Below are 26,939 nucleotides of genomic sequence, written 5' to 3'. Positions count from 1 at the left end.
TCTTTGCTGCTTCGGGAAGGCTGCAGGTCTAAACCCCATCAGAGGTCGGCGGATCGTAGTCATCGCTTGGCACCACATTAGAATGGATCGCTTGGAAGCATCGGCAGGAGAGCAATGCCTTGTCCAAAGGGCGTATGCCAGATCCGCCAAAACTCACGAGGCGAACGCACCGATTCTTATTCCGGACATTCCCGCGATGATTCCTGACGCTACGACCGCGCTCATAGCGAGGCAGGTTCCCCAAAGACGACCCGCAACACGTTCATCGACACCGTGTGCGATCAGCACAACCCTTAATCCTGAAGCGAGATGGCTCAGGACAAAGAAGACGCCGAGCGCGTAGTGAGGCAGTAGACGGATGTTCCAAGCGTCATGAATGAGTCCAGTCGGAGCTCCGATTGCGAAATTCCAATCCGTGGGTATGCCGAGAAAACGTCGAGCGTAGACGAAGACTGAATTCATGTGGCCGAGAACAAAGACTGAAAGATAGGCTCCCGAAGCGACCTGATAGGTCCTCTGGAAGTTATGTGCCGAAGCGCTCCAGCGCCACGCCAGAAGGAGGCCGGTGCTGATCTGGAAAAGCATCGTTGCAACTAACAACGGCTCACCCACCGTAGAGCGATAAACTATGCGTCCGATTTTCATTACTGCGGCGTGCGCGTCAGGACCTATCAAGCCGAACAGATGGTTGGCGAGATGAAACACCACATATAGGCTGAGGACCAGGGCCGATACTCCGTGAACACTCCGCCAACCGCCGACCGCAGGGTCAGCTGATCTAACTGGATCTCGCGCAGATTGCGACCATTTCGCGATTGTGAACCAGATCGCGCACCAAATGACCTCATCGGGAATAGGGCTCTTGATTAGAGCTTGCACAACCCCGAGAAACACATAGAGCGTCGGCGACATTACGCTCGCATAGGCGAGGCGTCTTGGACCGGGACCGGAAGTCGGTCGACAAGCCAGGGCGATTCCGAGAAACGGCACCACGAACGCAAGGACCAAAACAAAGGTCGCGCGGGCAACTGCGAAGGGTGGCAGGCTTACGACTTGCGTGCCGACGATAGCATGGAAAGCATCGAGCAGAAATGGATAACAAATCGCCGCCGCCGCCGGTGCAAGAGTGAGATAGCTGTATCGCTTCTCGAGATGCGTCCTGCGATTTTGCTCGCCAACACTTGCGTCCATCATCAACCCTACAGAGTCACGGCTGAGGAACCGAGTGCCAGACGATTTCCGAGGCAGGCAGGTAGTTCATAGTTTCCCGCAGAAGGCAAGTATTGCCGAGATAGAACGGCGCAGTTACCACGCAAGACGCCAAACACGCTAGCCGGTCGAGATGTATTTGAGATATTCATGCGCATCATGAATGGCTGACTTTAGAGTTCTTAGTGCGTTTGCTCGCGCAGAGTCCGAATGAGCGTCTCTCCGGGCTCGCGACCTAAGTAGCGTCGACATTGTGGGGTGTCATGACGGCGCTCATTGCGAAGTCGGTGACTCAGCGTAACTCGGAGCTCTCTGCTTACAGGATACGCCGGGCTCGATGTGCGATGTGGTGGTCGTGCATTTCCGACTACAAGATCATCTCGGAAAACACCAATAACAATAATTCATCAACTCCATGGCGAATTGTAATTTCCCATCGCCGCGCTGCAAGGTCACTTTGTCGTACCGCAACTGTCAATGCTGAACTGACACGCGGTGCAGGTTGCTATCGGAGACTCGACGTGCAGCGCAGCGGCGCAATTGAGGCTGTCGCGTCTCATGGTGGTGCCATCAGTCAAAGTATCTGCCTCCAGAATATTGCGCCTTTTCCTGCAGTGTTTGCCTTTGGATCGATCAGAAATGACAGCAAACGTCACGTTGCCGCAAAATGACACTGTCGACCCGTCTCAGTCAGTCGAGCGTTCTAGCCTATTTGGGAGAGCCAGAAGTGAGTGCGGCTAAAGGAATGTTCGTGTCGATCCGATTCATCCGACCTCGGTTCCGTCGCTCTCGCCGATGCGTCGACGCATCGATCTGTTTGCTGCTTTCGCTTGTATTGACGGGGTGCAACGAGAAGGCACAGTCGCAAGCGGCCGCGCCTCCGCCGTCGGTGACGGTGGCACGACCGGTCAAACGGACCGTCACCGACTGGGACGAGTTCACCGGCCGGTTCGAGGCGATCCAGGAGGTGCAAGTCCGCGCCCGCGTCGGCGGCTTTGTAACCAGTGTCGAGTTCAAAGACGGCGACATGGTGCACGCCGGCGATCTGCTCTACATCATCGATCCTCGCCCGTTCGAGGCGGTGGCGACCCAGGCCGACGGTCAGCTCGCGGATGCGCGCGCCAAGACCGAGCTGGCCAAGCGCGAGCTTGAGCGCGGGCTCACCCTCGTAAAGACCAGTGCTGTTTCCGAGCAAGTCGTCGATCAGCGTCGCGAGGCCTTGGAGGCCGCTCACGCCGCCGAAACTATCGCCGAAGGCGCGCTGAAGGCCGCCCAGCTCAATGTCGAGTTCACGCATGTGGTGGCGCCGATCACCGGCCGCGTCAGCCGTCATTTCGTGAGCGTCGGTAACCTCGTGCAGGGGAACGACAATGGCGGCTCGACGCTACTTACCACCATCGTGTCAATGGACCCAATTTACATATATTTTGACGTAGACGAGGCGACTTATCTCAAGAACAACAAGCTGTGGTTCGAGGGTAAGCGGCCGAGCTCACGCGATACGCCTAATCCAGTGCAGGTGGCGCTGACCGGCGAGGCCAAGCCATCGCACGAAGGCCATATGGATTTCATCGACAACCGCCTCGATGTCTCCACCGGCACGCTGCGGAGCCGCGCGATCATCCCGAACCACGATTTGTCCATCCTGCCTGGCCAGTTCGGCCGCGTCGGGCTGATTGGATCTTCGCCCTATGAGGCGCTTCTTTTGCCAGATGCAGCCATCGCGACCGATCAGTCGCGTAAAATCGTGTTCGTAGTCAAAGATGACAGCACTGTGGAAGCCCGTGCGGTCGAACTCGGTCCGTTGGATCAAGGATTGCGCGTGGTTCGTACAGGCCTGCAACCGGAGGATCGCGTCATAATCGACGGCCTCCAGCGCGCCCGCCTTGGCGCTAAGGTGAGCCCGCGCGGCGTCGAGATCAGCGGCCGTAAATCATGAATCTCGGACGTCTTTCCGTCAATCAGCCCATTCTGGCGATGGTGCTGTCGATCGTGCTCTTGATTGTAGGCGCGATCGCGTACCAGACGCTGCCCGTCTCTGAATATCCGCAGGTAGTGCCGCCTACGGTTACGGTCACCACGCAATATCCCGGCGCCTCAGCACAGACTGTGTCCGACACGGTCGCAGCTCCCATCGAGCAGGAGATCAATGGTGTCGAGGACATGTTGTACTTGTACAGCCAGGCGACCTCCAATGGCCAGCTCACCATAACCGTCACCTTCAAGCTTGGCACCGATCTCGACAAGGCCCAAGTCCTAGTACAGAATCGCGTCGCGATCGCGCAGCCGCGGCTGCCGGAGGAGGTTCAGCGAAACGGAGTAGTCACCCGAAAAAACTCGCCCGATATCCTGATGGTCGTATTCATGCTGTCGCCCGACGATAGCTTCGACCAGCTCTATATCTCAAATTATACACTCTTGCAGGTGCGTGACCAGCTGCTGCGGATCGACGGCGTCGGCGACATCCAGATGTTTGGTGCGCGCGACTACTCGATGCGACTATGGCTCGACCCCGACAAGATCGCCAGTCTTGGCATGACATCGGGCGACGTCATTGCTGCCGTCCGCGCTCAGAATCTGCAGATCGCCGGCGGCCAGATCGCGGAGCCGCCGATTGCAGATCGCGCTTTTCAGCCGAACCTCGTCTTCACCGGCCGCCTCAAGGATATCAGACAATTCGGGGACATCGTCGTGAAGGCTGGTTTCGAGGGGCGTACCGTACGGCTACGCGACGTTGCGCGGATCGAGCTTGGCGCGCTGGCCTACACCACCAACAGCTTCATACTACGAAAGTCAGCCGTTGCGATGGTGGTGACGCAACGGCCCGGATCGAATGCGTTGGCAACCGCGAAGCATATTTCCGAGACCATGGTGACGCTGAAGCAGAGCTTCCCAAATGGACTCGATTACAACATCGGCTACAATCCGACCGAATTCATCGCTCAGTCGGTTCATGAGTTGATCAAGACGATCTACGAGGCGATGGCGCTCGTGATCATCGTGGTGCTGGCATTCCTTCAAGGCTGGCGGCCCGCGATCATCCCAATTGTCGCGATCCCGGTGTCGCTGGTCGGCACATTTGCGGCGATGGCGGCGCTTGGCTTTGGCATCAATAACCTCACGCTGTTCGGCCTCGTGCTTGCGGTCGGCATTGTAGTCGACGACGCCATCGTTGTTGTGGAGAATGTCGAGCGCCATCTCCAGGTCGGTATGAGCCGGCGCGAGGCGGCTCTCAAGACGATGGAGGAGGTCGGCGGTGCGCTTGTTTCGATTGCACTCGTTCTCTGCGCGGTGTTCGTGCCGACTGCATTCCTCGGCGGCATCTCCGGGCGGTTCTTCCAGCAATTCGCCGTCACGATCGCGGTCGCGACCGCGATCTCTTGCTTCTGTTCGCTAACGCTGTCGCCAGCCTTGGCCTCCCAGATTCTTACTCCGCATGAGCAGAAACGGCCGGCGGCGCGATGGAACATCGTTGCGCGTGGCTGGGACGGATTCTCCGCGGTTTTCAATTGTATCTTCGATCACCTGGCGGATGGCTACGCGGCCGCGGCCACCTTCGTGATCCGGCATACGGCAATTATGCTTGCAATCTACCTCGCGCTTATCGGCGGCGCCGGCTGGCTACTCGTGACCTCACCTCAGGGCTTCATCCCAGCACAGGATCGTGGTTACCTGATCATCTCGGTGCAATTGCCGGGCGCCGCGTCGCTGGTACGAACCACCGCGGTGGTTCGGGAAATCGAGCGAATTGCGCTGGATACGCCAGGGATCATCCGTGTGGCAGCGTTTGCCGGGTTCTCGGGCGCGACGCGCACGCAGGCGGGCAACGCCGCAGCTCTGTTTCCGGTCTTCGACGATCCCGAGGCGCGGGTTAGGAGGGGTCTGACTGCCAGCGTGATCACCGCGAATCTGAGAAAGCGACTGTCGGCGATCGAGGGCGCCTTCATTGTCGTTATTCCACCGCCTGCCGTGCCAGGCATCGGCACCGGCGGCGGCTTCGCCATCCGCATCCAGGATCGACAAGGGCGCGGTCCCGAGCTGCTGGGAGCTGCCACGGACGAGCTCGTGGCCGCCGCACGAAAGTCGCCAAACTTAACGTCGGTGTTCTCGCCGTTTACGGCGAATACGCCGCAACAATTCGTCGAGATTGATCGCGTGAAGGCGCAGAAACTCGGTGTACCTATTGCCAGCATTAACGATGCGATTCAAACCTATTTCGGCTCGACCTACGTCAATGATTTCAACCTGTTTGGGCGTACCTATCACGTCACTGCGCAGGCCGATCTGCCATTCCGAAGAGAGGCCTCCGATTTGGCGCGGCTGCGCACCCGAAACGCGGCCGGTGACATGGTCATGCTCGGCAGCGTAGTGGACTTCAAGGATGTGTCCGGGCCCGATCGTGTCGCGCGCTACAATCTCTACTCAGCATCCGAGCTGCAGGGCGAGCCGGCACCGGGCGTGAGCTCGAAGACGGCGCTTAACACCATCAAGCAACTCGCCGTCAAAACATTACCGAGCGGCTTTTCTTTTGAATGGACCGATCTATCCTATCAACAGGTGACGGGCGGCAATGCCGGACTGTACGTGTTTCCGATCTGCGTGCTGTTCGTCTATCTGGTCCTCGCGGCACAGTACGGGAGCTGGACCCTGCCACTCTCGGTGATCCTGATCGTGCCTATGTGCCTGTTCGCGGCCACGATCGGCGTGCGCCTTATGGGCCAGGATATTAACATCCTGACGCAGATCGGCTTCGTGGTGCTGGTGGGACTTGCGGCCAAGAACGCTATCCTGATCGTCGAGTTTGCGCGGGACATCGAGCTTAGAGGCAAACCGCGCCTGGAGGCCGTTATCGAGGCTTGCCGGTTGAGACTGCGACCAATCCTGATGACCTCGTTCGCTTTCGTCCTTGGCGTGGTGCCGCTCGTCTTCTCCACCGGGTCGGGATCGGAAATGCGCGAGGCGGTCGGCGTCGCCGTGTTCTTTGGCATGCTCGGCGTCACGCTGTTCGGCCTGATTTTCACGCCGATCTTCTACATGGTGGTGCGCAACCTCGCGGAAGGCAAGAACGAGGGCATGCCGAACCAGCCGATAGCAGCCGCGGCGGAGTGAGGTTGCGCGATGAGTTTAGGAACACGACGCCTAAACGGACGAGAGCTAGCGAAGAGGTAATTCCCATGAAGGCGATCATTGTGACCAATCAGGCTGTCGGAACGGCCGGGATGAAGCTCGTGGAGCGGCAGCGGCCAGAGGCAGCAATAAACGACGTCGTAGTTAAGGTTCATGCGTCAGGGTTTACCTGGGATGAGCTGACCTGGCCCCCGAGTTGCACCGATCGCCTCGATCGCGACCGAACACCTTCGATCCCAGGGCACGAGCTGGCTGGAGTAGTTACGGCGCTCGGCTACGGCACGACGGGGTTGTCGGTCGGGCAACGAGTGTTTGGTCTCACCGACTGGTATCGCGACGGCACCCTAGCTGAGTATGTGGCTGTCGAGGCCCGCAACCTCGCGCCGCTGCCGGGCGATGTCGATTTTGCGGTGGGCGCAAGCCTTCCAATGCCAGGCTTGACCGCATGGCAGGGATTGTTCCAGCACGGTCGCCTTAAGGCGGGGCAGAGCGTCCTCGCGCACGGCGCGGCTGGCGTAGTCGGTTCGATGGTAGTCCAGCTCGCACGTGAGGCCGGCAGCTACGTCATCGGCACCGGACGCGCTGTCGACCGTCAGAAGGCCCTCGAGTTCGGCGCGCAAGAGTTCGTCGATCTCGAGAACGATATTTTGGAAGACGTCGGCCCAGTCGATCTGGTCTTCGATGTCTTCGGCGGCGACATCGGGAAGCGGTCCGCGGCCCTGATCCGAACTGGAGGAACGTTGGTGACCATCGCCGGACCGACCGAGGCACGGCCCGCTGACGGCTTGGCGGTGGATTTCGTCGTCGAGTCCGATCGTGCCCAACTGCGTGAGATCGTCCAGCGGGTGCGGGACGGACGATTGCGGGCGAACGTCGGCACCATCTCGACCCTCAAGGATGCCGTCGCCACTTTCAACCGGCCCGAACGGCGCAACGGGAAGACAATCATCCGCGTTTGTCCGTAGGGATCCGTGCACATTGATGCAAGCAGTCGGCCGCCGCGGTCCGGATCGACTGCCTGCGCCCTTATCAGCCTAGCCACAACGAGGCAACCATGGCTTTCAAGTTAAAGATCAATGGCACGCTCCATGATGTCGATGTCGACGGCGACACCCCACTGCTGTGGGTGCTCCGCGATGTGCTCGGTATGACGGGGACCAAGTTCGGGTGCGGGCAAGGCCTGTGCGGCGCCTGCACGGTCCATGTCGGCAGTCAGCCGATCCGCTCCTGCCAGACCCCAGTCGATAGCGTCGTCGATAGCTCGATCACGACCATCGAGGCTATCGGCCGGGCGCCAGAGGGCGCGGCGTTGCAGAAGGCATGGCTGGAGCTTGAAGTGGTTCAGTGCGGCTACTGCCAGTCCGGCCAGATCATGTCGGCGGCGGCACTGCTGAAAGACAGGCCGAAGCCGACGGATGGTGACATTGACGCGAACATGTCGGGCAACGTCTGCCGATGCGGCACCTATCAGCGCATCCGCGCCGCGATCAAGCGTGCTGCAGGAGTTTAAGACCATGGATGAGCTTGTTTTGAACGAGCAGATTGTCGATGAAACAGCGATCTCGCGGCGCGCCTTCCTTCAGGGCGCAGGTTTGCTGCTCGGTTTTGCGCTGACAAGTGGAAGCACGGAGTCCGTCTTCGCGGCACCAGCCTCGCAGGTGATCGAAAGCGAGATTACGGGCACTTTCGCGCCGAACGGATTTGTACGGATCGATACAACCGGCGCCGTGACCCTGGTCGTTCCGATGATCGAGATGGGGCAGGGTGTCTACACGTCGCTCTCCATGCTTCTCGCTGAAGAACTTGAAGTGAGGCTTGATCAGATTCAGGTTCAGCATGCACCGCCAAATGATGCGCTTTATGTCAATTCAATCATAGGCATTCAAAATACAGGAGGCTCCGCATCTGTCCGTGCCTTCTGGACACCGCTGCGTCAGGCAGGGGCAGTTGGTCGCAATCTGCTGATCGCGGCGGCCGCAAAGGACTGGAATGTCGATTCAGCGACCTGCCGCGCCAAGGATGGCGTCGTGTTCGATGCATCAGGTTCGAAGCAGCTGAGCTACGGCGAACTTGCGAACGCTGCGGCGAGATTGCCTGTGCCGCCAGCGGCAAACGTAAAATTGAAGGATCCGAAGGATTTTACTCTGATCGGCACGCCTGCTAAGCGCGTGGATTCAGCGATAAAGGTCGATGGGCGCGCCCTCTACGGGATCGATACCCGACTGCCGGGTATGAAGATTGCTGTGGTTGCTATTTCGCCCGTGCTCGGTGGCAAAGCGAAAACGGTCGATGAGAAGGCCGCGCTGGCGGTGAAGGGCGTCCGGCAGGTGGTCAATATCGATGAGGCTGTTGCCGTGGTAGCGGATCACACGGGTGCAGCGAAGAAGGGGCTCGAGGCGGCCGCCATCACCTGGGATGACGGTCCGAACGGCAAAGTCAGAATCGCCGACATCGTCAAGCAATTGGAGGAGGAATCCCAAAAAACGGGCGCGGTAGCCCGCAATGATGGCGATGCAGGAAAGGCTCTTGCGAAGGCGGCGCAACGGCTTGACGCCATCTATCAGGTACCTTTCCTTGCCCATGCAGCGATGGAGCCGATGAACTGCACTGTTCATCTGCAGAAGGATCGTTGCGACATTTGGGTCGGGACCCAAGCGCCTACGATCACCCAGTCTCTGGTGATCGAACTCACCGGCTTGTCAAAGGATGCTGTCAAAATTCACAATCATCTGATTGGCGGCGGCTTCGGCCGAAGGCTGGAGGCTGATGGTACGGTGCTCGCCGTCAAGATCGCCAAGCACATCGATGGTCCGGTGAAGGTGATCTGGAGCCGGGAGGAAGACATCCAGCACGATATGTATCGGCCGTACTATTTCGATCGGCTGTCGGCGGGACTTGACGCGGCCGGCAAGCCTGTTGCCTGGACGCATCGGATCGCCGGCTCCTCAGTCATGGCTCGCTATTATCCTCCCTACTTTAAGGATGGATTGGACCCCGATGCCGTAGAAGCGGCGGCCGTGCCGCCATATGCGCTGCCCAATATCCACGTTGACTTTGTCCGGGTCGAGCCTCCTGGTGTTCGGACGTCTTGGTGGCGCGGCGTTGGACCGACTCACAATGTTTTTGTAGTCGAAAGCTTCATAGACGAGCTCGCTCACGCCGCGAAGCAGGATCCCGTAGTTTATCGCAAGGGATTGCTTGGCCACAATCCGCGAGCGCTCGCTGTTCTGTCGCTTGCGGCGGAAAAAGCTGGGTGGGGATCCCCCCTTGCCGCGCGGCATGGCCGCGGAATTTCAGTACAATACGCATACGGGAGTTACATATCGCAGGTTGCTGAGGTCGAGGTGGGGGCCAACGGCTCCGTTAAAGTTAAGAGGATCGTCTGTGCGATTGATTGCGGCATGTACATCAACCCTGATACGGTCGAAGCACAGGTTGAGGGTGGAACGCTCTTTGGGCTGACCGCTGCACTCAATGGCTCGATCACTTTTAAGGATGGACGCGTCGAACAGAGTAATTTCGACAACTATCTACCGATGCGTATCGACGCGGTGCCGCTTGTGGAGACGCACTTGATTAAAAATGCGGAGTCGCCCGGTGGCGTTGGCGAAGCGCCGACAGCCATCGTTAGCGCTGCAGTGACCAATGCGATCTTCGACGCGACCGGTAAGCGAGTGCGCAGATTGCCGATAGATACGGAGTCGCTGAAATCGTCATCTTAGCGCCTGCCAGTAATCCCGAGTGCCTCATGTGCGCAACGATAATGAAACCGAGACCGAGTGGTCGCGAGGTACACTGAGTGTCAGCGCACACCTTGCAGGATCTAACCGCTAAAAGAGAGCGCCTGAAACGCAGAATGCTCAGAAACAAGCCTGACTGCCCACCAGAACTACTCCGTCAGCTGTGCGGCGGCCAACCCCGTGGCTGCCAAAGACAGTTGCTGCCGGAAAACGGCGGCCGCGAGCACGGTCTCAAGTGATCGAACCTGCTGCTCGTCCTCGAGGCGAGGAAGTTAGTTGTGTCACCGCCAAACCATGCCGTACGGATGTCGTCTCGGAGCTAACTACGGCATCCGCCAAGCTTGCCTTACTTGTTAGGCCCGGATAGTGCGCATCGCCGCCTCTCACGAGTAGTCACCACCACTCTGCTGAGCAAGATTGCCGAGGTAGTCGCGCTTTCCGAGTTTAGCCCCGAGCTGTCGGAGGATCGCGTGAGCAACTGAGATATGGAAAAAGAAATCCGGTAGTACTAGGTGTCGGATGTAGTCGTTGCCGCCGAACCACCCACGAACGATAGGCGGCGTAAGTTCGTATGTGTGAGACTGCGCACCGGCAATCTCGTCTGGCTGCACATTTTTCAGAAAGCTGCGAGTTTCGATAAGTCTGTTGTTCAACGCCGGGTACGATATCGCAAGGCCGTGTGGTTCCGGCGGGGCCTCTTGCATTAATTTTGCCATGTGTGCCTCGACCTTATTGCAAATCACGGAGAATTGTTCTCCGAAGGTGAGCATGTCTGGCGCGAGCCTTTCGCCAAGAATCGCCCCAGCCTCAAATCCTTTGAAGCGTTCGAGCGCCTCAGCGTCGTCGAGATATTTATCCATCACGTTCAGTCCATGTATCATGACAGGAACTGTGATTTCATAGACCGAGAATGACATTCTGACCTCTTAACGCTCCTTTTCACCCTGAACGTAAGTGCGGAACCCGTAGATCGATGATCGAAACGAGTGGCCATAATGGCTTCATCTGTGTTTTGGCGCCGATATTGCCCAGCGTAAAGCACCAGCAAGAAGAGAGCGCGTATGACGACAGGAGGTCCGCTCACGTAAATTCGTTGGCCTCGGCGGGGACATGAGCCTCCTAGCAATGTGTGCTGGTCGGTAGAGATCGTCTTAATTCGCTTGTCTGTGTGCCGAACCACGACTAATCGCCACCCCGCAGGCGATTGCTGGGGTGTATTGAAGCAGGACGATGCGCCCGTCCTCCGCGTTGTAGTACGCGACTGCGAGAAAGCCGTCGCCGAGGCACATTTCAAATCGGCTCATCCCCCGGAGTTGGCTTTCCACGTGTCGGGTCCCTTCGTCATCACCGGATCTATATAAGACCGCAATTCGGAGGCCTGCACATGCGCTCGGCAGTAAGGACGTTTCACGTCAAATTGGGCGGTACCTTGCTGAGGTCTCGCCTAACGAGCCCTTATTTCAGTGTTGCAAGATAACCGACGAGGTCGGCCCGATCGGCTGGGTTCGTCATCCCCGCGTAGGGCATCTTGTTTCCGGGAACAACTTTCTGGGGCGCTTCAAGATACGCATCGAGAATTTTGGTATCCCAAACAATGTCGGACTTCTTCATCGCGTCACTGTAGTGAAATCCCGGGGCCGTACCTGCCTTCCTGCCAATGAGTCCTCCCAAGCCGGGTCCAACACGGTTGGTCTGATCCGTAGTGTGGCACGTAGCGCAGGCTTGGAAGACGAGTTTTCCGTGCTCAGCGTTCTGCGCGTAGCTCGGATCGGCAGCTGCTACCGCAAACAGGAGCGTCGCGAAAAACGCTCCAACCGTTCCTGCGTTGTTCATTGCGAACATCCTTTTTTACCTAGCTCAAAGTTAGCGCAGCCGCGCAACCGAAGTTGAATCGTCGTCGAGTTAAAGCATGAGAAGTGCTAGCTGACTTGATACGGGGAACCGCGGGCCGATAGCTGGTAATTTCATCGGGACTCCTTCGCTCGCGCGCTGCGCGAATTGACGCGATTCCTGCAGTCGCTTTAGGTCGTTGGCATCCGGTGGCCGGGCCATCGAGGCCTAAGATCGGATACAGCGGGGGAAATTGAAAATTCCTTTTAGATATGCATTCGATAGGTAGGGGTATCGTCATTGCGCTGTGCGCGTCAGCCTCTGGCCTTGTTGCGATTAGCGGTTAAAGACTGTGCGGTCGTCGAGGTGTCGGTCGCCATATCAGGAGATGAAAAGGGAAGTTTGGGGTCTTACGGTTGCTCGCATAAGTATCGCGGCGCAGAACAAGCAGTCGAGAGTGACAGGACTACCTGCTTGCTCGACGCTGTACATCCGAGGTTGGTTGGTCTCGAGCCGCTGCAATTGGTCCGGGTTGACGCGCGTTGGTGCGCGTTCGCGCGAATGATAGCTCCGACGCTCAGCCGGATTATTCATGTCGTAGCTGAATATATCTAATTCGGCTGCAACCACTACTCCGTGAGCCGCAACTGGCTATTTCCTCCGCGTGTTCAGTCGAACGCAACGAGACCGAACCAATCAAAATCCTAGATCAAGTCAGAGCGCGGAAGGACCGCTCGCTCGATTTTGAGGCTGGCTGCTCGCGTGAGATGGCGTTGTCTAGCCGTCCGGAGCTGAGTTCATATGAATCTAAGCAACAAAAGGTTTTTGGACGTGGCGGGCGAGCCGTTCTGGCGTATATCGCGAAAAGACCTCGACAAGTTGATGACCACATTGGACATTACCTTTGTTAGGCTGTCGCAATGCTTGCTTGCGGCGGGTGCCCCCTTGGCCGTTGCGCGCGTGGACGCGTGCACCATCCACTACTGCCTTCGAGGCGTCGGTTTCATCCTGATGGACGGGGAAAGCCCCATCCGTCTGACGCCGCATACATTGGTAATCGTTCCACCCGGACGCGCAATGAGGATTGTCGCCACGGATCGCCCGACCGCACTACGAAATGTCGGCAAGGGCAGCGTAGGCCTTTTCGTGCCCGGCTCGTCGTACCGGCACATTGTCGGAGATGACCAACCGACACTCGTACTTGCGTGCGGCACTTTTCGAGCGACCTACGGCCCAGCGCTTGACTTGTTCGCATCCCTCGCAGCGCCGATTGTTGAGACATTCGACGTACATGACCAGCTCGACCAGGTGATCGCTTGCGCATTAGCCGAGCTCGCGGCCCAGGATGTCGGTGCGGGGCCAATGTCGGCAGCGCTACTGAAGGTCGTATTGCTCGCCCTGCTTCGACGTTGCCTGGTCTCGACGAAAGCCTGGGTGGAGCGCTTCGCGATGTTAAGTGACCCCCCAATCGCACGAGCTTTCGCTGAAATGGCCTCGCGTCCCTCCCTTCCGCACACCGTGCAAAGTCTGTCGCATGCCGTCGGTCTGAGCCGCTCAGCTTTCATGGCCCGATTCTCCGCTGCCTTCGGAGAGGCACCCATGTCACTGCTGCGCCGCCTTAGGATGCGCCACGCTGCTGATCTGCTCGCGGCCAACGCGCTATCGATCGACCAAGTCGCCCTAAATGTCGGCTACCAGAGTCGGAGCAGCTTTACGCGCATCTTTCGTAGATACTACGGGAGCGACCCGTCAGAATACCGCTCCAATGCGCAGAGCGAACGGTTATCAAGGGCCGCTCCGGCCGAAGATGCGATCGAGCAATCCGACGCCGCGTGAGAGCGCTGTGCGTATCGGGCGGGCGAACGCCGAAGGGGCGTTCGCCCTCGTCCGTTCTGCAAGCGCGTTGGCACGGCTGCCGGCGATATAAGTTCCCCTGGCGGTGACATCTGAGCTCGATCTGCTCAGTTTCCTCCCGGGATCCGGCGTGAGCTAAGCGGCGTCCTGACGTCTGGCGACAACCCAGGAGGTGCGGGGCCGTGTAGGAAGATACAAGGCCCGAGCAGTGGTCTGGCGGGCAAGGCCGCAAAGGGCATGCCAGACCGCTGGCTTAGCTTTCCCGCGCGGTAAGGTCCGCGTGCCGGGCGTGGCGATTGCGAAAACACGCGGATGCTGTCGGACTAGGCTAGGTGCTCATTGAGCGGCCGGCCGCCTGATGTCCGCTCAACCCTAAACGGCGATAAGGCGGATGCCTTGCGACATCGCTAAAGGCCCACAGGCGGAAGCAACGAGCCCGGAGACAGCTCCCTCAAATTGATTGCATTGTTTCATGGTGCAGGCCGCGGCGGGCGCGACATCGAAGCGGCGGCGCATGCGCCTTCGGACTTACAATTTAGAATCGCTCTAGTTTAGAGGGAGTCTTTTTGCAGGTCGGGCGATCATCGATTACAGGCGTCAAGCTCCATCAATGACGGAGAGGCAAGCGATGCCAGCGGGAAATGCCTTTGGGTGGCGTTACGCCGTCGTCTTCGGTGTATCCGCATTTCTCTGCCTTGGCGGCCTGGCCCGCGCCGACGACTCGAATACTTGGCGAGATATCGAAACGAAATACATTTTCGGCTTCACGACCGGTTCGGGTATCGGCATCGAAGGCGAAAAGGAATTCACGACCGACACGATCGGCCGATTTGGCAAACGAGATGGACACTACACCGCGACCGAGACCAAGTATGAGTTCGAATTCACCCCGTCTCAATTTGTGCAAATCGAGTTTGGGGCGCTCGGGTCAACCCACGACATCCGGAACGTAGCCGACCTCGACGACCGTCGCCAGGTGGCGTTCAGCGGCGGGTTTGGTGAATTCCGCTACCTCGCTCTCGAACGGACGTCGAACAATCCACTGTCTGTCACGCTGGCTTTCGAGCCCACGGTGCGGCTCACCGATGAGACAAGCGGCGAGCGGGTTCACAACTATGAATTCGAGACGACACTCAATGCCGACCTCGAACTCGTTCGAAACCGGCTGTTTGCAGGCTTCAACCTACTATATGAGCCCGAATATACCCACACATTGTTGGATGAGACCATCCGGGAAACTAAACTCGGCGCCTCCGCCGCGCTGTCGCTCCGCATCATGCCCAATGTCGTGATCGGAGGCGAAGTTTGGTATCTGCGCCATTATGACGACTTCGCACTCTCGGCCTTTACCGGCGACACTGTGATGCTCGGTCCGACACTCTATGTCCGGTTCACGCCGAAGATGTTTATGACAGCGGCCTGGAACACTCAGATATGGGGTCGCGAGGTTGGAGCCCCGTTTTCGCTCAATCTTGCTGAGTTCCAGCGCAACCGCGCCAAAGTCAAATTCGCCGTCGAGTTCTGACATCCCTCAAAGACGAAGGCCTACAGATGTACGTTTGGACCACGCCCAGAAAGCTCGCTCTCGCAGCGCTCTGTACGGCGACTCTGCCGCTGTCGACCGCGTCGGCGCAGCAAGCAACGGAAATTCAGATCAGCTACTCCAACGGGCAGTTTCAGCCGCACGAGGTACGTGCGCCGGCGGACAAGCCGGTTGTCTTCCGGATCAGGAATCTCGACGGGAAGGCGATGGAGTTCGAAAGCACTTCGCTCAGGGTGGAAAAGGTCGTGACCGCAAAGAGCCAGGGTGTGATCAACGTCCGCGCTCTCAAGGCCGGGCGTTATGAGTTCTATGATGATTTCAATGAAAAAGCGCGCGGCACCCTCGTGGTCGAATAGGGCGTCTGTCCCGTGCTCGCCGCGCTCATCATCGTGTTCCGCGAGGTCTTCGAGGCAGGCCTGATCGTCGGAATTGTGCTCGCAGTTACGCGCGGGGTCGCGCGCCGCAATCGCTGGGTTGCGGGCGGCATGCTGGCAGGAGTGGCCGGGGCGTGTTTCGTCGCGGCATCTGCCAGTGGCCTGTCGCAGCTGTTCGAAGGCATGGGACAGGAGCTGTTCAACGCCGCTATTCTCGGGATTGCGGTTGTAATGCTGACCTGGCACAATGTCTGGATGGCGCGCCACGGGCGGGACATTGCCGTCGAGATGCGCGCGATTAGCCAGGCGGTGGCCGAAGGCAGCAAGCCTCTATTGGCTCTGGCGGTCGTGGTCGGCGTTGCCGTGCTGCGCGAAGGCAGCGAGGTCGCGCTGTTTCTCTATGGCGTCGTGGCCTCCGACGGCGGTTCGGGCTTGGATTTGATCGTTGGCGGCTGCCTTGGCCTCTTGCTCGGCGCAGCAGTTTGCCTTGTGACCTATTTGGGCCTGGTGCGGATTCCGCCGCGCCCGCTGTTTGCAACAACGACAGTTCTCATCACCCTCCTTACGGCGGGTATGGCTGCACAGGCCGTTGCTTTTCTGGAGCGCGCCAACTGGCTAACATCGCTCGACACAGTCGTGTGGGATTCAAGCTGGCTTTTGCCAGAGAGCAGCATTCTCGGACGCGCCTTGCACACGCTGATCGGCTATACCGATCAGCCGACGCAGATGGAGCTGATGGTCTATCTTGCCGTTATCGTGACAACCAAATCGCTGATGTGGCTGACCGCGGAAGTGCGGGCCAACCACGCCGTTGCTGCGGAATAGAGCGGAGCGATTGGATCAGTCTATTAGCGAACAATCCCGGCTCACCATCCATCGCTTCCGCTCGCGCCTTCCGAGCGGCGAAGGGCCGCATCTCATAGGGCCTGTTTGGAACGGGTGAGGCCTCAAGCGATGGGATCGATGCGCGGGGATCGGTTCGTTGTCGACGTGCGTGTCAGCGCGGAAGAGGTTGCCATCTCCGGGAGCCTTCCGGGGGGGACGTCTCTCTGGCGGACTTCGATCGACCAGTCTCGAAGCCGCGCGACCTTGATGAAAGCGTCCTGTGCCGGCGAGTAGCGGCGCCCCTGCACAGCCAGCAGCCGCACCTCGCGCGAAATCGGGTCTCCCTCGAGGGGAATGGTCTTTAGCGTCGGAAGGCGTGGCATGTGCTCGGGCGCGAGTATCACGCCGAAGCCGGCTGCGGCCATGTACTGAAGGTGCAAGTCGTGACCGCTACAGTGGCCCAGATGGGGAGGTTCCTTGGGGAAGTACGACCGTTGGATCTTCGGAGCGACATCGCATCCTACGCGCTCCAGCAAGACTGTCTCGCGGAGATCGTCAATCCCGATCGAGTGGCGATTTGCGAGTTGGTGTGTCTGCGCTAGAACCGCGACGTAGCGCTCTTCAAAGAGCAACCAGTCGTCGATGCGAGGGGGGATGTCCTGAACGTCCCCGACGATTGCGGCGTTGATCTCTCCCCCGAGCAGCAGGTCGATCAGCTTTTCCGCCGCTCCTTCGCGCAGCTCAACAGTAAGCCCTGGCACGATCTTTGCGATCTCAGCTATCAGGTCAAGGAAGAGCGAAGCCGAGATGGAAGGGGCGAGACCGATCTTGAGTGGTGCGATCTCCTTGCGTTGGAATTCCTTAGCTCTGCGACGCGCCGTCTCTGCCGAGGCCAGCGTTCGCGCCAGCATCGGAAGAACTTCCTTCCCGAGGTCGGTGAGTTGCGTCAGCTGGCGCTCACGGTAAATCAACTGGCCCCCGAGTTCCTGCTCCAGCTTCTGAATCCCCTTAGTCAAAGCGGGCTGCGTAACATTGCATTGCTCGGCCGCGCGCGTGAAGTTGAGCGTGGATGCAACCGCGAGGAAATAGCGAACTTGATGAAGCTCCATGGATTCTCCGATGAGTTTCTCCTGTCTATGCACTTGACGACGTCACGGGCCGCCAAAATCACGGCATACAGATGCCATCTGCATGCACACGTTAGAACAGCCTGGTCTATTGGTTTGGACGCACGGACACGCTTTCTGGAGCCCTGAGGGTCGAACTGATGATCCGCGAGGTGGGCAGCTCCCTGGCCAGGAAATCGGCAAATGCCCGTGCGGCAGGCTTCGTGGTCTCTCCGCCGATAAAGCGGGCATTGACTTCCATCGAGGCGAAATCCCACTCAGGCAGGACCCGGCACGAGCCGCCCGGCCGCGAGCTCTGCCTGCACACTGCTCTCGCTCGACGCCGCAATCCCCCAGCGACGGCGCTTGCTGTGGCTCCTTCGCTGATCGTGATCGCGTGCTGACTTGCAACGCGCACTGAGGTGACACGGCCGTCTTCGCGCAAGCAGACAGTCGACGATGAGTGCGCCGGACCCATGATCACCGAGTGGTGATTGAGGTCTGAGGGGGCGGCAGCCACCGATTCCGAAGCGCTGACGGTGACGGTCCCGAGCACCTCGCGCTCGTCGGAAGCGACAGGGCAGACAAGGGCCCTCCTTCCGGCGGAAGCTGAACCAGTACAAAGCGAAACGGTACAAAAGAGATCTTCGTTAGCGGGAAGTACGACTTGTACGAATCCAAATGTCGGGCGCAATGCTTTGCGCCGAGTTCCTGTTCGGTATGCGGCAAGCGTCTGATGAATGCGCTCATTCATAACCTCGCGTGCTCGGTACATTGCGGTATCTCGAAAAGAGCGGTTATAACGTGCAACTTGGCTGCTTGAGACGAGGCGGTCGACTCCGCAGGAGGTATTGGGCAGCCGGCTTGGAGTTGGCTTTGCTGAACCATCGCTTAGATGCAAACCGGCGAAGCACGCCCTCCGCAGCCGAGGGACACCGTAGAGAACGGATTGCCGGTGTAGGGAAATAGCCAGATCGAGTCCGCGCGGTGTGGCGTAACCTCGAGAACATGGCTTGAGTTGAGCGGCTCTACTGCTGCGGTCGGCTCACATTAAGGGTATCGGCCATCCGGCTGAGCTCCGGAAGCGAACGCGCCTTCATCTTCCGCATCAGATTGGTACGATGCACCTTCACCGTGGATTCAGCGATTCCGATCTCGCTCGCGATCTGCTTGTTAAGGCGACCGGCTACGACATATAGCATGATGTCACGCTCGCGGGAGCTGAGCGTGTCGAACCGCTCCCTGAGCGCAGCCAATGTCCTCTCACTCTCCCGACGAGCACGATCGCGAGAGAGGCCAGCCTCAACCGCGTCAAGCAGGTCTTGATCACGGAATGGCTTTGTAAGGAACTCTATTGCGCCGCCCTTCATCGCTTGGACGGTCATCGGCACGTCAGCGTGCGCTGTGATGAAGATGATCGGCACTTGCCTGTTCGCGGCGGCGAGGTCGCGCTGAAGCTCAAGACCGCTTCGCCCCGGCATTCTCACGTCAAGCACTAGGCAAGTCGGGCCATCCGGCGGATCGGCTTTGAGAAAGTCGGGAACAGATGAAAATTGTAGGGCCGGTAAGCCGACCGTCCGCAACAGCCGCACGACAGAGTCGCGAAACTCGAGATCGTCATCAATAACCAAGACGCTGGGATTTGCCTCACCCATTCTCGGCTTCCTGTGCGGGCCCGAAGTCTTTCTGGTTGTGGTATCATTCTAAGCTCAAGTAGGCGGCCTGAACAGGCATCTTTTGTCTAAACGGATAGCCAGAAACCTAAGCCATGGCTTAGGGACGGGGTTATTGCATTGTCGGGAAATGTCTCCGACACTACAATTGCATGCAGGCGCGAGTATGCCGCCAGTGTGGTTGGAGCGCGGAAAGTGCCTGGAACCGGCAATGTTGAACGAAACGCTGATAGCAGTCGTCGACGACGATCAGCTCTATCGTGAGTCGATGCAAAAGCTCGTGACTTCAATGGGCTACACTGTTGAGTCGTTTCCGTCAGCAGCGGATTTCCTGGCGTCAGGCATTTTGCCGCTAACAGGCTGCTTGATCGCGGACGTTCACATGCCGGGAATGAGTGGAGTGCAGCTGCACAAACATTTGGTCGATAGCGGCTACGCGATCCCAACAATCCTTGTTACCGCTTACCCCGACGAGGTCATTAGGGACCGGGCTCTAAAGGACGGCGTTGCTTGCTACCTCGCTAAGCCGGTGGACGACCACCACCTTGAGCAATGCCTGCATTGGGCGCTACAGCCGGGGACGTCGACTGGAGACAATTCATGACCCATTGTCCGCAGGCAGTGTGAACTGAAACACCGCGCCGTGAGGTTTGTTAGCTTCCGCCCACAACTTGCCCCCATGAGCATGGATAATCGAGCGGCAGATCGACAATCCCATTCCTGTTCCGGTGGACTTAGTAGTGAAAAAGGCGTCGAAAACTCGATCAAGATGCTGCGTATCAATACCAGGGCCAACATCGCGTACGGCTACCACGATGCCTATTTCATGTTTCTGAGTGCTGATGAACAGCTCTCTTGCTTCATCTTCGACAGAGCTCATTGCTTCAGTCGCGTTGACAATCAAATTCAGCAGGACTTGTTGCAGCTGAATGCGATCCCCTCGAATCGGGAGAGATCCGCGAGTAAGATGCGTTTGAACTGAAACTTCGTTCCTTTGAGTCACGCTTTGTGCCAATAGGAGCACTTCGTTGATCGCAGCATTCAGGTCAAAGCGTTCTTTTCGTGGGGGGGCCTTTTTGATATGATCACGCATGCGTCCGACGATGTCTCTGGCGCGGTCCGCGTCCCGGACAACGCAACTTAGCGCTTCCCTGACTTCACCTAGATTTGGCGGGTTCATTTCCAAAAAGCGCATTCCGGCACGAGCGTTGTTGCGAGCGGTTGCAATCGGATGAAGAATTTCGTGAGAGAGCGAGGCCGCCAATTCTCCCATCAGGCTCACGCGATTCATGTGGGCGAAATCCAACTCGAGCTGGCGTAGCTTTTCACGCTCGTCCTGCGCTCGCCTTCGTTCCGTCACGTCGACTGTTGTCGTAATAACCTCAGCCAGCGTACCGCTCGGAGAAAACACATGATAACTGGTTCCTTCAACCCATTTGATTGTATCATCAGGTAGAAGAAGCCTGAACTCGGAAATAAAATCTCTCTTCTGCAGCACAGCCTCCTGAACCGCTGCCCACACTCTATCGCGGTCCTCTGGGTGAATGCGTTCCCACATACTTTGTCGACTTGGGAGCCCCTGTGTGGGATCAAACCCCCAGATCCTGTAGCTCTCGTCTGACCAATAGAGGTATCGCGTCGTTGTCGCGTCGTAGATCCAATTGCCGGTTCGGCTTAGTCTTTGTGCTTGGCTAAGCGCTTCCTCGACGCGCTTCCGCTCTGTCAGATCCAGAACGAACGCAAGGCGATCGCCGCCGTCCTTAAAGAGCGCGGCGCCAACAAGCACGGGAATGCGGCTGCCGTCTTTCCGAACATACTCCTTCTCGAATGGCTGCGCGATGCCCGTCGAGTTTAGTTCAGCTTGAGTGAGTGCGTCCCGCTCGCGCCATTCAGGCGGAGTCAACTCGGTCCAGCGTACCCGACCTGAAATCAAGTCGTCACGGCTGTATCTTATAAGACGTAGAAACGCGTCATTGGCCTCGAGTATCCGACCCTCGCGGTCGGCGATGAAGATGCCGATGATGTTTGCGTCGACCAAACGTCGAATCTTCTCTTCCCGATCTGCCAGGTCGTAATAGAGTCGCGAATTTTCGAGCGAGATCGCCGCCTGCGACGCGAGCACGGTCAACAAAGCGACTCGATCGGGCGTAAACGCACCGGTAGTCAGATTATTCTCCAGGTAGAGAATACCAACCAGCTTTCCCTGGTTAATCAGCGGCAAACAGAGAATGGAGCGGAGATGACTTTCAACGATGTAGGGATCAGCAGAAAATAAATGGTGAGATGACGCATCGTCTACAATAGCGCTTTGCCGCGTTCGCAGAACATATTGGAGCACCGACTGCGGCAGCACTGTCGAAGCCACGCCCTCGTCGCACAGATGCACGGTTACAAAATTGGCGTCGGTCATAGCTTTGGCGGCGATCCGCTGCTCGGTCCCGCGCAAAAAAGTCAACAAGCCTCGTTCGGCGCCAGCCTGTTCAAGCGCCGTGCGCATAAGCATTTCGAGCAATTTCTCCAGCACTATCTCGCCCGATATGGCTTGCGATACCTTGATCACTGTTGCGAGGTCGAGTTGCTCGACAGACGCCGCGATTGTGCTCGTCGGAGCCGGGGCGGGCTCTTCCATTCTGGGGCGTGGATACATCGCATCGAGTTGGCGCACCTTGCCATTCGCGCCCCAACGCTGGTAGCAATCCCTGGCGTTTCGCAGGTATAGGTGCGCGATTTTCTCAAAGCCGCAGGCGGTGTAAAAGCGCGCCGCCAACTCGTTTGCGAGCGCTTCGTTATGAACAAAGGTGTTTGTCTGCGCAGAACGGATCGCTTTTTCGTAAAGGTTCATGGCATCGAACTGACGGCCATCAATCCGGGCAATCTCCGCACCAACCAACGCAGCGCGGTCCTCGAAGTTTTCCGGGCAGGCCGTCGCCCAGACCTCGAGCTGTCGGTGGTGCGCCGCCAGTGCGCTGACATGCTCTCGCCATTGGCTAGCCGCCGCGGACGCGCAGGATGCAGCTCTGGAGAGCGCGCTGTAAAAGTGATATTCCGCGCATTCGAAGAAAGACGCCGATGTCGGCTGCAGCTGTCGCGCGTGCAATGACGCCTCGAGGGCACTTGAATAGTCGCCAGCAAAGAAGCGTGCCTGCAGCTTGCGGGTCCAATACGAGCCTGCGGCCAATGCCAAGTCTCGGTTTCTGCAGAAGCGCGACTCCAGTAGCAGTTCGTCAAACTGTCCATCGTCGAAACAACCGAAGGTCGGCGTTAAGCCGCGAAGGGTCCGAATTAACCCAAGCTGGCCGGCGATGGAGTCGACCGCAAAGCCGAACTGTATGTTCTGAGCGAAAGCAAGTCCATGCTCGACGTCGACTTGCACCTTATCGAGAGGATCGCCCGATTTGAGAAGGTACGTGTTCAGGTGGGTGTAGTAGTAGGCCGCAAAAGTGAGGTCACCAATTTGGTTTGCGGTCTCAAACGCACGCTTGAGCACATTATGGCCTTCCTGGACATGTTTCGTCCAGAACATGAGCAAATATCCAAAATTCAGATAGGTCCTCGCTTGAAAGCGCTTTAGCCCGCGCTGTTCGACCAGTTCATAACCGAGACGGCCGAATCGAAGTCCCGTCTCGTAATCGCCAAATTCCGGTCCGGCAAGCCTGCCAAGCACTGCATAGGCATAGCACGAGCCGTCACAATTGCCGCCCTCGAGGCTGAGATTGACCGCTCGACAGATCACCATCGAACGTAGTTTCGCATCCGTATAGTGTGCGGGCGGTCCCAGCTTCGTCAGGACATCGAGGGTCGCGAGTGATGTAGCATTGCTCATCAATGGTAGATCGACGAGGGCTTCTATCGTGCGTGAGCCAAGTTGGGACCAGATCCGCTCGTACTCCTGCAGGGCTTCGTTCTCCGTCGGGTGCGGCGACCAGTCGATGCCTAGGTGGCGAAGATAGTCGAGACCAACTGTGATCGCGCGGCTGCCCTGATCCAGGGTCGTGTAAAGATCAACCTGCAGGCAAGTGACCCGGGCTCGTTCGAGCGTCGTTTCGGCACGGGCCGACAGCACCGCCAATCGCCGCTCAGCTTCCACTAGCGCGCCAGTGAGGAACTCACATTCGGCCCGATGCAGTTCCAGCTCAAAGATCAGGTCGCGCTTGCGCTCCCAAGCGTCCCCCGGCAGCAGTGCAGCGCCGGAGAGCAGATAGTTGAGCGCCGAGACGTACGCAGTAGAGGCTTTGGCGCGCTCGCCCGCGAGCAGATTGAGTGCGGCGAGCCGCTCGCGCTCCTGCATCGAGGTCATTAAGCTTGACCCGCGATTGAGCTGGTTGACGATATCAAAGATTGCTTCGGGCGTTTCGGAGGGCATGTTTGCCGCAAGCAGTCTTCCGATTCGAAGGTGCTCCTCGCCGCGCAGTCCCTTGGGGATCAGCTCATAAGCAGCCTCCTGGACGCGATCGTGGACGAACCTGTAAGTGCCTGCCACAAGCTCGACCAGTTCCTGCTGGCGGGCCGGCCACAGACACGTATCGATCCGCTCCTCCGACATCCCGAGGACGATCGAAAGTGTTTGGCTTTCGGCAGTGCTTCCAAGACAAGCGAGCTGCTTCAATGAATTCTGCGTCTCAGTCGGCAGGCGCGTGAGCTTCCCAACCATAAGATCGACGACGTTATCGGTATAGCCCTTGGCGTATATGCGGTCGATATCCCAGGACCAGCGCGCGCCGTCGTGGTCGAATGTGAGTAATCCTTCCTCGACGAGCGAAATCAGGAATTGGATGGTGAAAAACGGATTGCCACCCGTCTTCAAGTGCACCAGCTTCGCAATCGGCGCAGCGCGCTCGAATTCGCAGCGAAGAGCGTCCGCAACCAACTCCTCGACATCCTCTAGGCTGAGCGGCGCCAGCTTGATCTCCACGACGTTTCCGCCGGCCGCCTTGATGTCGCGGAGCTTTCTCATTAGCGGGTGGGTCGCGGCAACTTCGTTATCGCGATAGGCACCAATCAGCATGAGGTGCCGCAAATCTGAACGCGTCAGTAAGTCCTCAAGAAGATCCAGGGTTGCCTCATCGAGCCACTGCAGGTCGTCGAGGAAGAGCGTCAATAGATGGTCGGGGCGCGCAAATACGCCAATGAAGCGCCGAAACACGAGCTGAAAACGACTTTGTGACTGTTTTGGCGGTAACTCAGGAACCGCCGGTTGGTCTCCTACGACTAATTTGAGCTCGGGTATGAGGTCGATCATGAGGCGCCCGTTCGAACCCAGCGCCTCTAGGAGGTCCTGACGCCAGCTCGCCAACTCGGTATCGCTTTTGCTGAGGAGAGGCCGGACGAGACCTTGAAAAGCCTGCACCAGTGTCGCGTAGGGGACGTCTCGCTTGTACTGCTCGAACTTGCCAGATGCGAAAAGGCCGCGCGGCGGCACCAGCACCTTGTGGAGTTCATCAACGACTGAGGATTTGCCTATGCCCGAGTATCCGGAGACCAGCACCAACTCCGGCATGCCAGTCTTTATGATCCGACTGAAGCAGGAAAGTAACACCGAGATATCACGATCTCGTCCATACAGCTTCTCGGGTATCAGCAGCTGGTTCGGCGCATCCTGCAGGCCGAGCGGGAATTCATCGCAGCGGTGGTGCGCTTCCCATTCCGCCAAACAGCGTCGCAGATCTCGTTCGGCCCCGCCGGCAGTCTGGTAACGATCCTCGGGTGTCTTGGCGAGAAGCTTCATGATGATCGCCGAGACAGGAATCGGGACACTCTTTAACCGCTCCCTTGGTGGAACCGGCTTTCTGGCGATATGGCAGTGCACCCACTCCATCGGATCGGTGGCTGTTAAGGGCAGAACCCCCGTGACCATCTGGTAAAGGGTGACGCCGAGGGCGTAGAGATCGCTGCGAGAGTCAATCGATCGATTCATCCGTCCGGTCTGCTCCGGCGCCATGTAGGCGAGCGTACCCGCGATCGTCTCGGGAGGAGAAGGCGACTGACGTTCCCGCGCAAACCGGGAAGCGATGCCGAACCCGGTGAGCCGCACCTCGCGGGTCGCTTCGTTGAGCAGCAGGTTGGCCGGCTTGATGTCTTTGTGAACGAGCCCGCGCTGATGAAGCTTCCCCAGAGCAGACGTAACGGCGATTGCCAAGCGCAAGAACCGTTCTACCTCTAAGGGCTCACCCAGCAAATGGCCGAGCGGCTCGCCACCCACATCATCGAGCACCAGCACGGTCCGACCGGCGCCGCGCATCAGGGCGAGCGGCTGCGCCGCCCATGCCCCCTCGAGTTCATCTTTCAATTCGTATTCGTGTGCCAGGCGATCGAGTGTCGAGGGGGACGGGTGGTCTGCGGCAGAGGTAACAAGCAGGACGGCGGTCCGGTTGCCATTCTCGTCCAGTCGCCAGCCTCGGCTGAACACGCGCTCGCCGTCCTCCCACAACACCTGAGAGCTACCGTCCAAGCGGGTGACGTTCACTGCCTCACCATCTTCAGACCCCAGCGTGGGGCATCGGCTTGAGTTCACTGATCAAGCTTTTCGCGCTCCACACGCGGGGCGTCTCTCAGAAATAGAGAAATCGTACTCCGTCGGCCGTGAAATGCCATCCGCCGTTGGTCTTGCCAAGTAGAGGGAACGCCGGTCCTTGTTCATTTTAGCAACAAAGAGGGATTTGTCCGGCCTTTGACGCCACTGCGGCGGCCGCATAACGCAGAGTCAGGCGCCAAAACGGAGAAGGAGGCTATTTGGAACCGAGAGTTCCGTAAAGCCAATGTTGCTGAACGCGGGCCGCACTCTAGCGGCTCGGAAGGCATGCCAACCGCTCCGGCTGACGACCACCGGCAACTGCAAGGCGATATGCGACGGGTCCATCAACCGCACTGAGCGAGGATCTGCAACTAACCGTCTCCCCCGCTTCGTGTGGCGCTGCGAGACGGGTGCAATCGTATGGTCGCAGCGGACGAACGCTAGCCTTTTTTCGAGTGCCCTAAGCTTTCGGATCACCGTCCTGCTCCCTTTTGGGTGCCCCAGCTCAACCCGTGCTCAATTGAGACGCTCGGGACAATCCCATTAGTTTTGACGCACTAGAAATTCACACCGATCAAAGGAGACTTGAATGCCTCATCGTCTGCCAGAAACTATTTCTCTCACGAGCCCTGCCATTCTGGAGTCTGATCATGCGAAGAACCACAGTTCTCGTCGCCTCTGCTCTAATCAGTTCGTTTGCTAATTCGGGGCTCGCGGTGGGGTCCACCTTAGACAGGGATATCCACGCTGCTCCTACGGTCACGTCTGTCCACAGCAAAGCCGCTAATACGGCGGAGACAGAGAAAACGTGCCGCGTTCGCGTGACCTCATTCTATGAGTCCATAATGCTGCGGCAAGCCGTTGCTGATGGTGTCGATGGCGCGCGGGTGTTAGCTACGCTCGATTCCGTGATGAATATTTTCAATAATCTCGCAGCGCCGAAATGCGGCGGCTGAACCTGCCTGTTATCTGACCCACGACAATCCGCGAGGGGCCGCAGATGATCATTTTCCCACTTGCCACCGCGTCGATGTGGTTTGAGGCCGCCATGGCAATTCAGTCAGTCGCCGAGACTACACTCCGCAAACTGACCGCGGGTCCCACGGTCTTCATCTGCGACGAGTGCGTCGAGCTCTGCATGGACATC

At 58.4% G+C, this 26,939-nt stretch carries 18 protein-coding genes; 12 read left to right on the top strand and 6 right to left on the bottom strand.

Annotated elements, in window-relative coordinates:
• Window positions 1–153: 153 nt before the first annotated feature.
• A complete protein-coding gene (locus tag Q0687_RS31000) occupies window positions 154–1,194 on the bottom strand; it encodes a hypothetical protein (protein WP_298885353.1) in 1,041 nt (346 codons plus the stop codon).
• Between the two features lie 278 nt (window positions 1,195–1,472).
• Here Q0687_RS31000 and Q0687_RS30995 point away from each other — a divergent pair, with 278 nt between their 5' ends.
• The 6 genes from Q0687_RS30995 to Q0687_RS30970 all read left to right on the top strand — a co-directional run bounded on the left by Q0687_RS30995 (window position 1,473) and on the right by Q0687_RS30970 (window position 10,058).
• Window positions 1,473–1,880, top strand: coding sequence for a hypothetical protein (locus Q0687_RS30995; RefSeq protein ID WP_298885351.1), 408 nt, complete (start codon window positions 1,473–1,475; stop codon window positions 1,878–1,880).
• A 74-nt stretch (window positions 1,881–1,954) separates the two neighbouring features.
• Window positions 1,955–3,148: an efflux RND transporter periplasmic adaptor subunit gene (locus Q0687_RS30990; protein ID WP_298885349.1), complete on the top strand. Its 1,194-nt coding sequence runs from the start codon at window positions 1,955–1,957 to the stop codon at window positions 3,146–3,148.
• Window positions 3,145–6,318 (top strand): multidrug efflux RND transporter permease subunit, encoded by a 3,174-nt coding sequence (locus Q0687_RS30985; RefSeq protein ID WP_298885347.1) that lies wholly within the window; start codon window positions 3,145–3,147, stop codon window positions 6,316–6,318. Before Q0687_RS30990 ends, Q0687_RS30985 begins: the two co-directional genes overlap by 4 nt.
• A 65-nt stretch (window positions 6,319–6,383) precedes the next feature.
• Window positions 6,384–7,301 (top strand): NADP-dependent oxidoreductase, encoded by a 918-nt coding sequence (locus tag Q0687_RS30980; protein WP_298885345.1) that lies wholly within the window; start codon window positions 6,384–6,386, stop codon window positions 7,299–7,301.
• Between the two features lie 89 nt (window positions 7,302–7,390).
• Entirely contained in the window at window positions 7,391–7,846 is a 456-nt protein-coding gene (locus Q0687_RS30975; protein WP_298885343.1) for a (2Fe-2S)-binding protein, read from the top strand.
• Between the two features lie 4 nt (window positions 7,847–7,850).
• Window positions 7,851–10,058 carry a xanthine dehydrogenase family protein molybdopterin-binding subunit gene (locus Q0687_RS30970; RefSeq protein WP_298885341.1) on the top strand — a complete coding sequence of 736 codons (2,208 nt, stop codon included), beginning with the start codon at window positions 7,851–7,853 and terminating at the stop codon, window positions 10,056–10,058.
• A gap of 401 nt (window positions 10,059–10,459) precedes the next feature.
• Here the strand turns inward: Q0687_RS30970 and Q0687_RS30965 are convergent, their stop codons facing one another.
• Both Q0687_RS30965 and Q0687_RS30960 read right to left on the bottom strand, forming a co-directional pair.
• Window positions 10,460–10,993, bottom strand: coding sequence for a DUF1993 family protein (locus Q0687_RS30965; RefSeq protein ID WP_298885339.1), 534 nt, complete (start codon window positions 10,991–10,993; stop codon window positions 10,460–10,462).
• Between the two features lie 538 nt (window positions 10,994–11,531).
• Complete coding sequence (locus Q0687_RS30960) at window positions 11,532–11,909, bottom strand: cytochrome c family protein (RefSeq protein ID WP_298885337.1); 378 nt, start codon at window positions 11,907–11,909, stop codon at window positions 11,532–11,534.
• Window positions 11,910–12,707: 798 nt separating this feature from the next.
• Between Q0687_RS30960 and Q0687_RS30955 the strand changes: the two genes are divergently transcribed.
• From Q0687_RS30955 to Q0687_RS30940, 4 genes are all read left to right on the top strand, one after another.
• Window positions 12,708–13,742, top strand: a complete 1,035-nt coding sequence (locus tag Q0687_RS30955) for an AraC family transcriptional regulator (protein ID WP_298885335.1) — start codon at window positions 12,708–12,710, stop codon at window positions 13,740–13,742.
• A gap of 646 nt (window positions 13,743–14,388) precedes the next feature.
• Window positions 14,389–15,285 (top strand): hypothetical protein, encoded by an 897-nt coding sequence (locus Q0687_RS30950; RefSeq protein ID WP_298885333.1) that lies wholly within the window; start codon window positions 14,389–14,391, stop codon window positions 15,283–15,285.
• A 26-nt stretch (window positions 15,286–15,311) separates the two neighbouring features.
• Window positions 15,312–15,659, top strand: a complete 348-nt coding sequence (locus Q0687_RS30945) for a cupredoxin domain-containing protein (protein ID WP_298885331.1) — start codon at window positions 15,312–15,314, stop codon at window positions 15,657–15,659.
• A 12-nt stretch (window positions 15,660–15,671) separates the two neighbouring features.
• A complete protein-coding gene (locus Q0687_RS30940) occupies window positions 15,672–16,502 on the top strand; it encodes an FTR1 family protein (RefSeq protein ID WP_298885329.1) in 831 nt (276 codons plus the stop codon).
• Window positions 16,503–16,624: 122 nt separating this feature from the next.
• Here the strand turns inward: Q0687_RS30940 and Q0687_RS30935 are convergent, their stop codons facing one another.
• Complete coding sequence (locus tag Q0687_RS30935) at window positions 16,625–17,611, bottom strand: LysR family transcriptional regulator (RefSeq protein ID WP_298885327.1); 987 nt, start codon at window positions 17,609–17,611, stop codon at window positions 16,625–16,627.
• A gap of 1,025 nt (window positions 17,612–18,636) precedes the next feature.
• Complete coding sequence (locus Q0687_RS30930; protein WP_298885325.1) at window positions 18,637–19,263, bottom strand: response regulator transcription factor; 627 nt, start codon at window positions 19,261–19,263, stop codon at window positions 18,637–18,639.
• A 229-nt stretch (window positions 19,264–19,492) separates the two neighbouring features.
• Between Q0687_RS30930 and Q0687_RS30925 the strand changes: the two genes are divergently transcribed.
• Window positions 19,493–19,885 (top strand): response regulator, encoded by a 393-nt coding sequence (locus Q0687_RS30925; RefSeq protein ID WP_298885324.1) that lies wholly within the window; start codon window positions 19,493–19,495, stop codon window positions 19,883–19,885.
• Here Q0687_RS30925 and Q0687_RS30920 read toward each other — a convergent pair.
• Window positions 19,880–25,744, bottom strand: a complete 5,865-nt coding sequence (locus tag Q0687_RS30920) for an AAA family ATPase (RefSeq protein WP_298885322.1) — start codon at window positions 25,742–25,744, stop codon at window positions 19,880–19,882. The genes Q0687_RS30925 and Q0687_RS30920 overlap by 6 nt on opposite strands.
• Before the next feature lie 1,078 nt (window positions 25,745–26,822).
• On the opposite strand from Q0687_RS30920, the gene Q0687_RS30915 reads away from it, so the two are divergent.
• Window positions 26,823–26,939, top strand: a 117-nt coding sequence (locus tag Q0687_RS30915) for a ClpX C4-type zinc finger protein (protein ID WP_298885469.1), incomplete at its 3' end; no start/stop codon positions are given.

Origin of the sequence: uncultured Bradyrhizobium sp. (assembly GCF_936928535.1) — a bacterium.
Taxonomy (GTDB): Bacteria; Pseudomonadota; Alphaproteobacteria; order Rhizobiales; family Xanthobacteraceae; genus Bradyrhizobium.
The sequence above is the reverse complement of the archived record's forward strand: the minus strand, read 5'-3'. Positions and strand labels throughout refer to the sequence as shown.

Bases quoted from the DNA above. Each gene is read 5' to 3' on its own strand.
- Q0687_RS30955 (WP_298885335.1), top strand. From the start codon at position 12,708: ATGAATCTAAGCAACAAAAGGTTTTTGGACGTGGCGGGCGAGCCGTTC.
- Q0687_RS30925 (WP_298885324.1), top strand. From the start codon at position 19,493: ATGTTGAACGAAACGCTGATAGCAGTCGTCGACGACGATCAGCTCTAT.
- Q0687_RS30960 (WP_298885337.1), bottom strand. From the start codon at position 11,909: ATGAACAACGCAGGAACGGTTGGAGCGTTTTTCGCGACGCTCCTGTTT.
- Q0687_RS30975 (WP_298885343.1), top strand. From the start codon at position 7,391: ATGGCTTTCAAGTTAAAGATCAATGGCACGCTCCATGATGTCGATGTC.
- Q0687_RS30990 (WP_298885349.1), top strand. From the start codon at position 1,955: ATGTTCGTGTCGATCCGATTCATCCGACCTCGGTTCCGTCGCTCTCGC.
- Q0687_RS30980 (WP_298885345.1), top strand. From the start codon at position 6,384: ATGAAGGCGATCATTGTGACCAATCAGGCTGTCGGAACGGCCGGGATG.
- Q0687_RS30935 (WP_298885327.1), bottom strand. From the start codon at position 17,611: ATGGAGCTTCATCAAGTTCGCTATTTCCTCGCGGTTGCATCCACGCTC.
- Q0687_RS30970 (WP_298885341.1), top strand. From the start codon at position 7,851: ATGGATGAGCTTGTTTTGAACGAGCAGATTGTCGATGAAACAGCGATC.
- Q0687_RS30965 (WP_298885339.1), bottom strand. From the start codon at position 10,993: ATGTCATTCTCGGTCTATGAAATCACAGTTCCTGTCATGATACATGGA.
- Q0687_RS30985 (WP_298885347.1), top strand. From the start codon at position 3,145: ATGAATCTCGGACGTCTTTCCGTCAATCAGCCCATTCTGGCGATGGTG.
- Q0687_RS31000 (WP_298885353.1), bottom strand. From the start codon at position 1,194: ATGATGGACGCAAGTGTTGGCGAGCAAAATCGCAGGACGCATCTCGAG.
- Q0687_RS30995 (WP_298885351.1), top strand. From the start codon at position 1,473: ATGACGGCGCTCATTGCGAAGTCGGTGACTCAGCGTAACTCGGAGCTC.
- Q0687_RS30945 (WP_298885331.1), top strand. From the start codon at position 15,312: ATGTACGTTTGGACCACGCCCAGAAAGCTCGCTCTCGCAGCGCTCTGT.
- Q0687_RS30930 (WP_298885325.1), bottom strand. From the start codon at position 19,263: ATGGGTGAGGCAAATCCCAGCGTCTTGGTTATTGATGACGATCTCGAG.
- Q0687_RS30950 (WP_298885333.1), top strand. From the start codon at position 14,389: ATGCCAGCGGGAAATGCCTTTGGGTGGCGTTACGCCGTCGTCTTCGGT.